Origin of the sequence: Streptococcus chenjunshii (assembly GCF_003086355.1) — a bacterium.
GTDB lineage: Bacteria > Bacillota > Bacilli > Lactobacillales > Streptococcaceae > Streptococcus > Streptococcus chenjunshii.
The window spans coordinates 1,555,160-1,568,284 of the sequence record NZ_CP031733.1 but is presented as its reverse complement, the minus strand read 5'-3'; the positions used below and the strand labels follow the sequence as shown (position 1 = coordinate 1,568,284).

Annotated in this window: 10 protein-coding genes and 1 pseudogene; 6 read left to right on the top strand and 5 right to left on the bottom strand. The window is 42.1% G+C overall.

Annotated elements, in window-relative coordinates; translation table 11 throughout:
* The first annotated feature begins 213 nt into the window (after positions 1-213).
* Positions 214-1,260 (top strand): alcohol dehydrogenase catalytic domain-containing protein, encoded by a 1,047-nt coding sequence (locus DDV21_RS07510; RefSeq protein WP_116877706.1) that lies wholly within the window; start codon positions 214-216, stop codon positions 1,258-1,260.
* A gap of 91 nt (positions 1,261-1,351) precedes the next feature.
* On the opposite strand, the pseudogene DDV21_RS07505 reads toward DDV21_RS07510, so the two are convergent.
* Positions 1,352-2,604: pseudogene (locus DDV21_RS07505) on the bottom strand (ISL3 family transposase).
* Between the two features lie 327 nt (positions 2,605-2,931).
* Here DDV21_RS07505 and DDV21_RS07500 point away from each other — a divergent pair.
* A complete protein-coding gene (locus DDV21_RS07500) occupies positions 2,932-3,678 on the top strand; it encodes a DeoR/GlpR family DNA-binding transcription regulator (RefSeq protein WP_116878704.1) in 747 nt (248 codons plus the stop codon).
* Between the two features lie 34 nt (positions 3,679-3,712).
* Positions 3,713-4,543, top strand: a complete 831-nt coding sequence (locus tag DDV21_RS07495; protein ID WP_116878705.1) for a Cof-type HAD-IIB family hydrolase — start codon at positions 3,713-3,715, stop codon at positions 4,541-4,543.
* Between the two features lie 45 nt (positions 4,544-4,588).
* On the opposite strand, the gene DDV21_RS07490 is transcribed toward DDV21_RS07495, so the two are convergent.
* Positions 4,589-4,948, bottom strand: a complete 360-nt coding sequence (locus DDV21_RS07490; RefSeq protein WP_116878706.1) for a thioesterase family protein — start codon at positions 4,946-4,948, stop codon at positions 4,589-4,591.
* Positions 4,949-5,464: 516 nt separating this feature from the next.
* On the opposite strand from DDV21_RS07490, the gene DDV21_RS07485 reads away from it, so the two are divergent.
* From DDV21_RS07485 to DDV21_RS07475, 3 genes are all read left to right on the top strand, one after another.
* Positions 5,465-5,593 carry a DUF4044 domain-containing protein gene (locus tag DDV21_RS07485; RefSeq protein WP_067061249.1) on the top strand — a complete coding sequence of 43 codons (129 nt, stop codon included), beginning with the start codon at positions 5,465-5,467 and terminating at the stop codon, positions 5,591-5,593.
* A 175-nt stretch (positions 5,594-5,768) separates the two neighbouring features.
* Positions 5,769-7,082 carry a GTPase ObgE gene (gene obgE, locus DDV21_RS07480; protein WP_116878707.1) on the top strand — a complete coding sequence of 438 codons (1,314 nt, stop codon included), beginning with the start codon at positions 5,769-5,771 and terminating at the stop codon, positions 7,080-7,082.
* Between the two features lie 459 nt (positions 7,083-7,541).
* On the top strand, positions 7,542-7,706 hold the full coding sequence (locus tag DDV21_RS07475) for a hypothetical protein (protein WP_116878708.1): 165 nt from the start codon (positions 7,542-7,544) through the stop codon (positions 7,704-7,706).
* A gap of 42 nt (positions 7,707-7,748) precedes the next feature.
* On the opposite strand, the gene DDV21_RS07470 is transcribed toward DDV21_RS07475, so the two are convergent.
* From DDV21_RS07470 to DDV21_RS07460, 3 genes are all read right to left on the bottom strand, one after another.
* Entirely contained in the window at positions 7,749-9,266 is a 1,518-nt protein-coding gene (locus DDV21_RS07470) for an ATP-binding cassette domain-containing protein (protein ID WP_116878709.1), read from the bottom strand.
* 593 nt (positions 9,267-9,859) lie between these two features.
* Positions 9,860-10,600: an amino acid ABC transporter ATP-binding protein gene (locus DDV21_RS07465; protein ID WP_116878711.1), complete on the bottom strand. Its 741-nt coding sequence runs from the start codon at positions 10,598-10,600 to the stop codon at positions 9,860-9,862.
* Positions 10,600-12,774 carry an ABC transporter substrate-binding protein/permease gene (locus DDV21_RS07460; protein WP_116878712.1) on the bottom strand — a complete coding sequence of 725 codons (2,175 nt, stop codon included), beginning with the start codon at positions 12,772-12,774 and terminating at the stop codon, positions 10,600-10,602. The genes DDV21_RS07465 and DDV21_RS07460 overlap by 1 nt, the downstream gene beginning before the upstream one ends.
* Between the last annotated feature and the right edge of the window lie 351 nt (positions 12,775-13,125).

The window sequence follows — 13,125 nt, the reverse complement described above, 5'->3', positions numbered from 1 at the left end:
CTAAAAGTCTATCATAACAAATAAATCTGCTGTTCTGTTTGTTAAAGACAAAATGGCAGATACAGAAACGGTTTTTAAGAGCTTGCTCGGCATGAGCAGGTGCGGCCTTAATCAAATAGTTATAAACAAGCAGGCAGAGTAACATTTTCCTTGACTTAAAGTGGGCTTTAAGTGTTAAAATAAATAGTATAAAATAGAAAAGAGGTATGTTAGATGAAAACGGCTATTTTTGAAAAAGCTGGTCTGATGACAGTTGAAGAGGCTGACAAACCGACTCTTCAGGCCGATGATGATGTGATTATCAAAGTTGTCCGTGCCTGTGTCTGCGGTTCAGATCTTTGGTCCTATTCTCATGGAGATGATAAAGCGGCACATTCTGACAACAGTGGCCATGAAGCGCTTGGAATTATTGAAGAAGTCGGTTCTGCGATTACTACTGTTAAGCCAGGCGATTTTGTTATTGTGCCTTTTACCCACGGCTGCGGGGAATGTGATGCCTGCCGTTCCGGTTTTGACGGAACATGTGACAATCACCAAGGCTTTACAAACTGGTCTTCCGGTTTCCAAGCTGAATATATTCGCTTCCATTATGCTAACTGGGCACTTATTAAAATTCCGGGGCAGCCGTCTGATTATTCAGAGGGCATGATTAAATCCCTCCTGACTCTGGCTGATGTCATGCCGACCGGTTACCATGCTGCGCGTGTAGCTGACGTTAAACGCGGTGACAAAGTCGTGGTTATTGGTGACGGTGCTGTCGGACAATGCGCTGTGATTGCAGCTAAGATGCTCGGGGCTTCACAAATTGTTCTAATGAGCCGTCACGAGGACCGCCAGCAAATGGCTCTGGAATCAGGTGCAACAGCAGTGGTTGCCGAACGCGGTGAAGAAGGGATTGCCAAGGTTCGTGAAATTCTTGGCGGCGGTGCTGATGCGGCGCTTGAATGTGTCGGCTCTGAAGGTGCTATTGAACAAGCGCTGGGGGTTCTCCACAATGGCGGCCGTATTGGTTTTGTTGGTCTGCCTCACTACAATAGCCGTCCGCTCGGTTCAACTTTTGCTCAGAATATCATTATTGGCGGCGGATCGGCGTCCGTGACAACTTACGACAAACAGATTCTGCTTAAAGCAGTTCTTGATGGTAACATCAATCCAGGCAGGGTCTTTACAGATACTTACCAATTAGCAGATGTCAATCAAGCTTATCAGGACATGGCCGATCGTAAAACAATCAAATCCATGCTGGTCGTTGCTGAATAAATAATGGAATGGCCTGGAAAAACGAAGCTGTGTACTGACACTAAAAGTTAGATAATTTGGCTCATTGTCAACTGTAGTGGGTGACTTATAGCTAAGCACGAGAGGAGACAAAGTTCGTCTCCTCTTTTGCTATGTTCAAAGCGATAAGGATGCGAGTTTTAAAATTGTCAAAGTTCCGAAAACCAAAGGCATTACGCTTGATGTCCTTGATGAGTTTGTAGCCTCAAGTTTGGCGTTAGAATAGGGCATCTGTATGGCGTTTGTAACGTATTTTTTATAGCGAACAAGTGTGGCAAGAGTGGTTCTAAAGGTTTGATTAAGGTGTGGGAAAGCTTCTGTTATCAGGTCAAAGAAACAGTTAGCGTTTTTCTCTTGCAAGTGGAAAAGCAGGAGCTGATAAAGGTCATAGTAGCCCTGTAATTGAGGGACAAGCTGGAAGATTTTGGTCAAGCATTCTTTTGGTGTCAGGGTCTCCCTAAAAGTTCTTGAGTAAAAACGGTTCAAAGAACGTTTTCGGCTGTCTTTCAAGACCAGTTTCCAGTAGTATTTGAGGGCACGATATTCCAGAGATTTCTTGTCAAACTGTTTCATGAGTTGAATGCGAGTGTGATTAAGAGCTCGGCTAATATGCTGTACGATGTGAAATCTATCAAGAACGATTTGAGCATTAGGAAATAGAGTTTTGATAAGAGGAATATAGCTGCCAGACATATCAACGGTAACGCTTTTAACGCTGTTTCTAGCCTTTTTAGAGTACTTAAAGAAATGATTGCGAATGGTTGTTTGTGTCCGATTATCCAGGATCGTGATGATTTTCTTGGTTTCACAATCTTGAGCAATGAAGGCTAGTTTACCCTTTTGATAAGAAAATTCATCGATGGAGAGGAGCTCAGGCAGATGATAAAAGTCTTCTTTGAAGGTGAATTGCTTGAGCTTACGATGGACAGTTGACGTTGAAACAGCCAAGTTCTGAGCGATGTGTGTCAGAGCATCACGTTTGATCAAGCCTTGTGTGATCTTTTGTCTAACAGGTTCAGCGATTTGGCAGTTTTTCCGAACCAAGTTAGTCTCAGCGACTGTAACTCTGCGACAGCTTTTGCACTGGAAACGACGCTTTTTGAGTTTGATAAGACTAGGAAATCCAGCAATTTCAAGGTATGGAATCTTTGACGGCCTTTGGAAGTCGTATTTTATCTGCTTTCCCCCACAAGTTGGACAAGATTTAGGCTCATAATCAAGCCTAGCCCAGACCTCAATGTGTGTTTGACACTTAAAAACTTTATTCAGAGTAATGTTTTTATCTTTAATTCCAATCAATTCTGTAGTATGATAGAGTTGTTCCATATGAATCTTTCTAATGAGTTGTTTCAACGCTTTTCATTATAAGTCATATGGGACTTTTTGTCTGCATTAAAAAGCCCTATAATCTTCGCAGTGGATTTACCCACTACAGAAATTATAGAGCCGATAATTTATGGTTGCAAGGATTTAGTTCTGTATTGCACAGGGCTAAGTCCTTTTAATTTTGCTGCCATTCGCTTGCACTTAATCTGCCTGTGCCTCTATTTCTCCTAAGGTTCAGTTAAAGAGAAGCAAAGAGGCAAAAGTGCTTAAAAACACTCACATTTACTTACTACTGTGTTATAATAGATATAAGGAGGATGGAACAACATGTATCGGGAACAGCGCTTAAAAAAAATCCTAGCTTTAGTGGCCGAGCAGGGAGAGTTATCTGCTCAGAGAGCTATGGAGGAGCTTAAGGTCTCTAGAGACACGGTTCGGCGAGATTTTTCTCTCTTGGAACGGCAGCAAAAAGTAACACGTACTCATGGCGGGATTCTACCCCTTGTTGATCAATCACCGATTCCTGCCTTTAAAGAACGCATCAACCGCCTGACTAAGGAAAAAAAGCAGATGGCTGAATTGGCTTCTACTTTTCTTCAAAAAGGTGGACATTATTTTTTTGATGTTTCAACTAGCTTGCTGCACTTAGCTCAATTAACAGATTTACCTATTACCGTTTATTCCCATTCTCTGGATAATGCCCTTGTTTTTTCGGAAAACGAACAGGTTGATTTTCATTTACTGGGAGGGCGTTTCTATGCTGAAAACCGTTTTTACTTTTCTCTAAAAGAGGCCGAGCTGCTCGAGTCTGTTAATTTAGACATTGCTTTTATCGGTGCCGCAGGGCTCCGTCAAGGAGAGGTGACTTTTTCAGAAGCTGAAGATGTGGTAGTCAAGGCTCTGGCACTGAAACGGGCGCGGACAAAGGTTCTTATCGCAGAGATAGATAAATGGGATTGTCAAGCACCCCATGTTCTTTGTCGGCTGACTGCATTTGATTATTTGATTTGTGACCGAGAACCGCCTAAAGAGTTATTGGAGTCTGTCGGCCGGCAAACCGAAATTATTTATTAAGTGATACAGTCCGAAAATACTTAAGGAGTTGTTTATGAGCGATATAAAATTGATTATCAGTGATATTGACGGGACAATCTTAGACAGTCAGCACCAGTTGGACAGCAAGCTGAAAAGAATTGTCGCTAAACTTAAACAGCGCAGTATTCCCTTTATTTTAGCATCAGCCAGATCACCTTACGGAATGGAGCCCTTAGCACAGACGCTGGGGCTTGAAGATATTCCTATGGCCTGCTATAATGGGGCTTTGATTGTTCAAAAAAGCGAAAACAGTTATCGGACTCTCTATGAAAACCCTTTGGATAAGACAGAAATCAGTGAACTTCTCAGACTGTTGAAGAAGAACCATCCTCAAATTGCAATTAGTGCTTACGCTGCAACGGACTGGCTGGTCGAGGAAAAAAATCAATGGATTGAGCTTGAGGCAGAAATTACCGGTGAGACCCCTTTTTTAGTTGATTTTGACGATTTGTTCACTCGGCAGACATCTGTTCATAAGCTGCTTTTAATTGCTGAAGCTGAGGATATTCAGAAACTCTACCTTATACTGCAAAAACGCATTTTTAAACATACTCATTTCTATCTGTCCAAAGATAACTATCTGGAAGTTACTGCTAAAACAGTATCTAAAGATGAAGCCTTAAAAGAATTAGCTGCTTACTACAATCTTAATCTTAAACAAACGATGGCAATCGGTGATAACTATAATGATCTGCCCATGCTGAAGCTGGCAGGATTGGGTGTGGCTATGGGGAACGCTCCGGAAGCCATTCAGGCCTGTGCAGATATCATTGCAAAAAGCAATGATCAAAATGGTGTTTCTGAAGTCATTGCTGACTGTCTTTTTGAAGGACAGACTGACTGAATACAGTGTTTAAAAAGTGATCTGATGCTCCGAGCAGAGAAGCGGTTACTGAAATTTAGTGCCGAACTTTTTACGATCCACCGCGACACGTGTATGTTCAGCTTTCCCTACTAATTCTTCTTTCTCATAAGCGGCTAAGGAGAAGTGGTACTGTCGCCCCCTATGTGTCATCTGTCTGATGATCACTTGAATGTCGCTTCCAATTTTGCTAGCGGCCAAGTGTTCCAAAGTAATGATTGATCCAACACTTGTCTCGGTGTTTTTTAAGTATTTTTGCAAGTAAGTAAAAGCAGCGTTTTCCATAAAGGCAACTAAAGCTGGTGTTGCAAGAACTTCTAATTCTCCAGATCCCATGCTTTTAGCTGAATCTTTACTCTGTGTATGATAAATTTTCTGAAATAACATGATAAAATCTCCTTAAAATAAGATACAAAGCCCGTTAAAAAAAGCGTATGAAAATAGGGACTGACAAGTGATGCTTGGCATCACGCCGGCAGGCCTCTTTTTCACTAGGATTTTAGGGCGTGTTCAGTTCATAAGATACAAAGCTTGTTTAAAAATCCGAATGAAAATGACGGTAAGCCAGAAATCTGTGATTTCGTCTGCGCACCCCTGCCAGGACGACTAGAAGGGTGCAGTCGGCAGTGAGGACGACAAAGCCTTCAGACGTCTACGGCTGACGGTAAGCCAGAAATCTGTGATTTCGTCTGCGCACCCCTGCCAGAACGATTTGAAGATTGCGAATCGCCCTAAAGTGTACAAAGCCATCTGCTTTCTGTTATGATATTTAACATGACCGACTGCATCAGAGGGAGAGTCAGCACACAAAAAGCAGGCTCCTTCGAATGGCTGGGATTTGCTTAATTATAGCTTTCGTGTTAAGATAGGAATTGTTTAAATCATTATGAAGAGGTGACAAAATTGGCTTTTGGAGATAATGGACCGCGCAAAAAAACAGCTTTTGAAAAGTTAACTTTATTTGTTGTCATTTTGATGGTTCTTGTGACTGTAGGAGGCATCTTAATCAGTGCTTTGAGTGTCCTGCTCTAGAAAAGAAAGGGTATAAAAGCTGCTGCTGAGAAAGCTGTATTTTAAGAATAAAGCTGATGGTTAACTGATGATGGCAGGAAAAGGTTTTGAGGCTTCCGGAGAAGTCCGGTGTCTTGTTTTTCTGCTGTGTTTTTTTGTCTCTCGTTAAAGTGAAGAAAAATAGGAAGTAAGATAGATGAGTATGTTTTTAGACACGGCTAAGGTCAAGGTAAAGGCCGGCCGCGGCGGTGATGGTATGGTTGCTTTTCGGCGTGAGAAGTATGTTGCTAACGGCGGTCCTTGGGGGGGAGACGGCGGTCGCGGCGGCAGTGTTATTTTTAAGGTAGATGAAGGCTTGCGGACTTTGATGGATTTTCGCTACAATCGGCACTTTAAGGCTAAATCCGGCGAAAAAGGGATGACAAAAGGGATGCATGGCCGCGGAGCAGAAGATTTGCTGGTTCCTGTCCCTCAAGGCACAACAGTCCGTGACGCAGAAACAGGCAAAGTACTCGTGGATCTTGTTCGCAAAGATCAGACATTTGTAGTCGCTCATGGCGGCCGCGGGGGGCGCGGCAATATCCGCTTTGCAACACCTCGCAATCCTGCACCTGAAATTTCAGAAAACGGGGAGCCCGGTGAAGAGCGCGAGTTAGAGCTCGAATTAAAGATTTTAGCAGATGTGGGCTTAGTCGGTTTTCCTTCAGTCGGCAAATCAACTTTGCTTAGTGTGGTTACTGCAGCTAGGCCGAAAATTGGTGCTTATCACTTCACTACAATCGTACCAAATCTGGGAATGGTTCGTACAAAGTCAGGCGAGAGTTTTGCAATGGCTGACCTGCCTGGTTTGATTGAAGGTGCCAGTCAGGGGGTTGGTCTTGGAACACAGTTTTTGCGCCACATTGAGAGAACTCGGGTTATCCTGCATGTTCTGGATATGTCAGCCAGTGAAGGACGCGATCCTTACGAAGATTATGTAACAATTAATAAGGAGCTTGAATCTTATAACCTTCGTCTTTTGGAACGTCCTCAGATTATTGTTGCTAATAAGATGGATATGCCTCAGGCGGCAGAGCAGCTTAGTTCTTTTCGGGAAAAATTAGCTGCCGATTATGATGAGTTTGCTGAACAGCCGCTGATTTTCCCGATTTCAGGTCTGACACATCAGGGCTTGGAAAATCTGATGGAAGCAACAGCTGATTTGCTTGCTCGGACGGCTGAATTTCCTTTATACAGCGATGCTGATATGGCCGAGACTGAAACATACTATGGTTTTGCAGAAGCTGAGCGCCCCTTTGAAATTTCTCGTGCTGATGATGCTTCATGGATTTTATCAGGTGAGCGCTTGGAAAAACTTTTTGTGATGACCAATATGGAACGCGACGAAGCCATTATGAAATTTTCCCGGCAGCTGCGTGCTATGGGGGTAGATGAGGCTCTGCGCAGCCGTGGAGCTAAAGATGGCGATACGGTACGTATCGGCAGTTTTGAATTTGAATTTGTTGACTGATAGGTCTGGGATGACAGTCTTCCGGCTTAGTTGACTTTATAGCACTCAATGTTTGATACAGGGGTTGACTGGGAACCCTTATCTGGCCTCATTCTAATTTAAGGTATTCACCTAAACAGTCCGCTGAACTGTTTAGGTGATAGCGGTCAATGTAATTGTATGAAGGTGGGAGTGAGAGTGGGACAAAAAATCGGGGAATTGTCATAGCTTGATGATTTCGATCTTGTCGTCAGCTGATTAGGTAGGCCGCTTTCCCTTGTGCAGCAAAGGCTAAGAACTTCCAATCAGCCACTGCGCCAAACTCATATATTTAAAAAATAAAATGAAGCAGGATTTTTGTCCCCGCTTTCAGTCCAGATCTAGAAATCGAAAGAAGTGAGGGTCCCTGGGGATTTTGCATCACTTTCTTAACAAAAACTGTTTTTGCAGCTTAAAAGCCGATTTGAGGAGGTTATAACTGTGGGAGATAAGCCAATATCTTTTAAGGATAAAGACGGGAATTTCGTTTCAGCCGCAGATGTCTGGAATGCCGAAAAATTAGAAGCACTTTTTAACAAACTTAATCCAAATAGAAAATTACGTTTGGAAAGAGAGAAACAATTGCACAAAGAACCGGAGAAATAAGAATACAGCTTTGAGCTGGATAAAGCTTATTTTCCGGTTTTTTTACAGCCTTTTCAATCCTGTCTCTGTAAGCTCATAAAGGACCTGCGGAACTTGTTGCATATAGATACGGTCATGCGACACACTGATGATACAGCCGGGATAGTGCCAAAGCATTTGCCGGATTTGCGCTTGTGAAGTAGGCGAAAAACTGCGAGTCGGTTCATCCAACAGCAGAATATTGTTTTGGTTAAGCAGCATCTGAAGCAGCAGCAGCTTTGCTTTTTGTCCGCCCGAAAGCCTGTTTATGGGCTGATATATTTCTTCATAGCTGAACTGCAGGCTGGCCAGATAAGTGAGAGCTTGCTCTTTTTGATGGGTTCTGCCGCAGAATTCTATCACAGTTTCTCGGCCGTTCCAGCAGTCATCATAATTTTGCGGCATTAGTCCGACGGAAAAAGCGGTATTTTTTTCGTTGAGCTCTTGATAAATCAGTTTTAATAAGCTGGTTTTGCCAACACCGTTGCGTCCGGTGATGGCCAGTTTATCCTGTCCCCGGACGGTGAGCCGGATAGGGATTTTTCGTTCTGCCTGCGGCAGCTGCAGCATTTTCTGCTCATAATGTAAAAGTGCTTTTCCGGCAGGAAGCGGCTGCACATCACTAAAAGCGATATTGATGATATCTGCCTGATAGGGCATTGTTTTTTTGGACTTAGTTTCTCTGTCAAAACGCCTTTCCTGAGCTTTCAGAGTCTTCATTTTTTTAGCTAAAAGCCGGCCCTCAACATCATTGCGTGTCTGACTCAGAGCATGCCGGACAGCTGACTGGGAACGTCTGAGTTTCGCCGCTTTAACTGTTCTTTCCTGTCTTTCCTTTTTAGCCAGTAAGCTCTGCTTAAGAAACTGCTTGTCTCTTTTTGTTTTATAGCTGAGGTAACTGCTTTTTTCTGTATGTGTGACTGTCTGCTTTTTCTTTTTATACCGTTCTAAATGAATGATTTTGTTAGCCGTTTCTGACAGCAGCTGTTCATCGTGGGAAATAAAAATGACTGTCTGATTGCTTTTTTGGATAAAATCCTGCAGCCACTGCAAACTTTCCAAATCTAAATCATTTGCCGGTTCATCAAGAAGCAGTAAATCTGAAGGGGCTGCTAAAAGTTTTATAAGCTGCAGTTTTAATTTTTCTCCCCCTGATAAACTGCCTATAGTTTGCTGGGAATCAAAATGGGAATGGGCAAAGCCCAATTCATGGGCCAGTTGAAAACAGCGATTAAAGTCAAAAGCCGCTTGATTGCTGTCATCATAAAGATAAGAAAAGCAGTTTTTCGCCTTTTCCTTTTCTGGGAGTTCCTGCGGCAGGTAGCTAATATGCCGAAACTGATTGCTCATCTCCCCATCAGCAAGTGCATAGTGATTGATACTTTTAGGGTTATACAGATAAGAAAGCAGTGTTGATTTTCCCATTCCCTCTTCTCCAATAATGGCTACCTTATCGCCTTTTTGGATGGAAATACTAAGATCATAAACTAAGTCAGCTGATGTTTTTTGATGTCGAATTGTTAAATGTCTGAGCTGGAGCATAGATATCCTCACTTTCCTTATAGAAATTCTGCCATTAAAGCAAGGGAACCTTTAATCACAGACTGTTAAGGACTATAGAAAAACTCTCCTACCTAACCAAGTAGAAGAGTAAAGTGAGGCCACAAAAAACGCATCTTTACCATATTAAGAAAGACGAGCTCGAAAAGAGAATAAGCACACACTAAAAAACTAAACTTGTTTAGGTAAATCTAACAGATGGTTTAGCTTTTAGATATACATAATTATCTGCTCCTCCTGAATTTTAACCATTTACAGTATAACAAAAAATGAAAGCGGTGTCAAATCTTTGTTATCTTTTGCGCGCTTTTTCTGGAGACTAAAACAGCCTATATCTAGGAATATTTATCTTACCTGTGGGGAGAAGGAGAAAAGACCGGTAATAAGACCTAGAAAACTAGATTTTGTCTCAGTCTTTGGGACAAACTGTTTTTTTGAAGACGTATCAGGTATATCAATATAAGAAAAAAGGATTCAGCTCTGCGACTGCAGAAAACTCAATCCTTTGTTTAATTATTTTATCTCATTATTATTCTGTCAGGCTTGTCGGGCAAAAGCGGAAATTAGCACTAAGATTAGACATTTAATACTTTATTTAAGAAATCCTGCAGGCGGGGGTGCTTAGGGTGGTCAAAAATTTCCTCAGGGCTGCCGTCCTCTAAAAATTCACCGCCGTCAGTAAAGATGACACGGCTGGCAACTTGGCGGGCAAAGCCCATTTCGTGCGTAACAATCAGCATAGTCATCCCTTGATGGGCCAAATCTTTCATAACATTGAGCACATCACCGACCATTTCCGGATCCAGTGCTGAAGTTGGTTCATCAAAAAGCATAATATCAGGGTTCATCGCTAAACTTCGTGCGATAGCTACCCGCTGTTTTTGTCCTCCTGATAAGCTGTCCGGCAGTGCCTCAGCCTTCTCAACCAGTCCAACTTTTTCCAGCAGCTCCATACCGACTTTTTTAGCCTCTTCCTGAGAATATTTTCCTAATTCAACAGGGGCAAAGCAGATATTGTCAAGAACGGTCATATGCGGAAAAAGATTAAAATGCTGAAAAACCATACCGATATTTTCCCGTGCCTTATCCACATCCGTATTTTTATCTGACAGCTCATAGCCATCGACGATGACTTTTCCGCTGGTAATGCTTTCAAGCAGATTCAGGGTCCGCAGAAAAGTTGATTTTCCAGAACCTGAAGGACCGATAATACAAACGACATCGCCTTCGTAAAATTGAGTTGTGATTCCTTTTAATACTTCATTGTCTCCAAATGATTTATGGAGATCCTGAACATCAATTTTCAATTCTGCCATTATTTAAGCCTCTTTTCTAAACGTCTTGCTAAGCGCGTTAACAAAGTAATCATTACAAGATAGATGATTGCCAAAATAGCATACATACGGAATGACTGATAGTTACGGGCGATGATAATTTTTCCGGTTTGGAAAAGCTCAATCAGTCCAATTGCTGAAACAATAGTTGTATCTTTCAGCGAGATAACAAATTGATTGATGAAGTTTGGCAGCATCAGTTTAACAGCCTGCGGCAGGATCACTTTTCGCATTGTTGTTCCGTAGGAAATTCCTAAACTGCGGCTGGCTTCCATCTGTCCAGTAGGGACAGCTTCGATACCGCCGCGGACAATTTCAGCAATATAGGCTCCGCCGTTAAGTGAAAGAGCAATTGTTGCTGCTAAAAAGTCATTGATCGGACTTTGGTTGCCAGTCATTGATTCAATTAAATTGGGGATACCCCAAAAGATAAAGGCCGCGACAATCATCAAAGGAATACCTCGAATGACATCAACAAAGACAGCCGCGATAGTCCGCAGTACATGGCTTGGTGTGACAGCCATCATCCCGAAAATAATCCCAATAATCATTGCACAGGCAAAAGAAACCAAAGTTAGAAGCAAGGTTGTTCCTAAGCCGGATAAAAGCTGACCGTAATTATTAGCAATTAAGCCAAAAATAGTTGTTTCATCAACAGTTTTTTCAGCAGCTGCTTCATTATTAGTCTCCGTTCCCAGATATTTATCAATAATCTCGTCGTACTGTCCGGATTCTTTAAGAGCTGCCAAACCATTGTTAAACATTTCAATCAGCTCAGGGTTGCTGCCCTTTTTAACAGCAAATCCATATTCTCCGGATTTTTCTCCCTTGATTGGGGTATCAAAGTTCCGTCCTTGAGAAATGGCGTACTTTAATACAGCTTCATCATCCATTAGAGCATCGATAGAACCCGAATTGAGACTGTCATACATAGTTGAAGCTTCGTCAAAAGCTTTTAAACTGTAGCCGTATTCAGCTGCATGTTCTTCAAGCCAAGTATAGGAAGCTGTTCCGTTTTTAGCTCCGACTGTTGAGCCCGCTAGTTCTTCATAACTACTGATGTTACTGCCGGATTTGACAGCAAGAATGATATTAGAAGTATAGTAGGAGTCCGAAAAATCAAAAATTTTCTTACGGGCATCTGTGATGGACATCCCCGCAATAACAGCATCAGCCTGACTGGCTTGTACAGCATTGAGAGCTGCATCAAATCCTGGATTGCTGATTTCGATGGTGAACCCTTGCTGTTCAGCAATGGCCTGAATCAGTTCCATATCGATTCCGACATAGCTGCCGCTGTCATCCTGAAATTCAAAAGGAGCAAATGACGAATCCGCCACAATCTTATAACTGTTCTTAACAGGTGTTGCTTTCGCAGCCGCATCGCCAGTAGATGTTAAACTGCTGTTTTCGGTTCCCAGCCATTTTGCCATGATATCGTCATAGGTGCCGTCTTTCTTCATATCGGCAAGTGCTTGGTTAAATTCCTCGATAAGATATTCATACTTACTGTCTTTTTTTACAGCAAAAGCAAAACTGCCTACTTCCTCACCATCCATATTGATGGCATAATTTTTCCCCTGATTAATTGCATACTGCACAACCGGTTCATCATCCATAGCCGCATCGATAGAACCTGAATCGAGACTGTTGTTCATCAGGTCGCTGGTATCAAAAGTTTTTAAAGTAAAGCCATACTTGTCTTTATTTTTTTCCAGAAAAGTTTGGGATGCTGTTCCGTTTTTGACGCCAACTGTTTTTCCTTTCAGCTGACTGTAATCTGAAATTTCCGTATCGCCGCGTGTGTAAAGAACAACTGCCGTGTCATAGTAGGTATCTGAGAAGGTGAAGACCTTTTCCCTGTCTTTGGTAACAGTTGTTCCTGCCATAAGTGCATCGGCCTGCCCAGCCTGAACAGCGTTGACTGCTGCATCAAATCCCGGAAAAGTCATGTTGGCATCCCAATTTTGCCGTTCAGCTACTTCATTGATAATATCAACATCAATCCCTTTGTAGGTCTGATCAGAATCTTTAAATTCGAATGGGGCATAAGCAGTATCTGAAACGATTTTAATCGTTTCAGCCTTTGCTCTGGCACCAAACATAAAGAATATGGAAAGCATTGCCAGTATTAGTGCTTTAGAATAGTTCCTCATGTTAGTCTCCTTTATATAATGTGAATAAAATTATAACAAATTTTTAGTAATTAAGCAAATATCAGCTGAATTTATGTTAGATTTTCTAACATAAATTCAAAACAGACGATTCTGATAGCTTTGTGGTAAAATGATAAATGAGTGATAGAAAAGAGCTGTACTGAAGAATTTTCAGCTTTTAAAGCGGCAGAAGAAGGCAAAAACTGGCCAGTCCAATGTTTCAGCAGCATTCGGTTGGAACAGAAAAGCCATCCTGCCCAGTGTCTATAAATATATCAGCCAGTCCTTGTTCTCCAGTTAGTCACTTTATACCCTTTGTATCTTGTTGGAATTGAACACGGCCTAAAATCC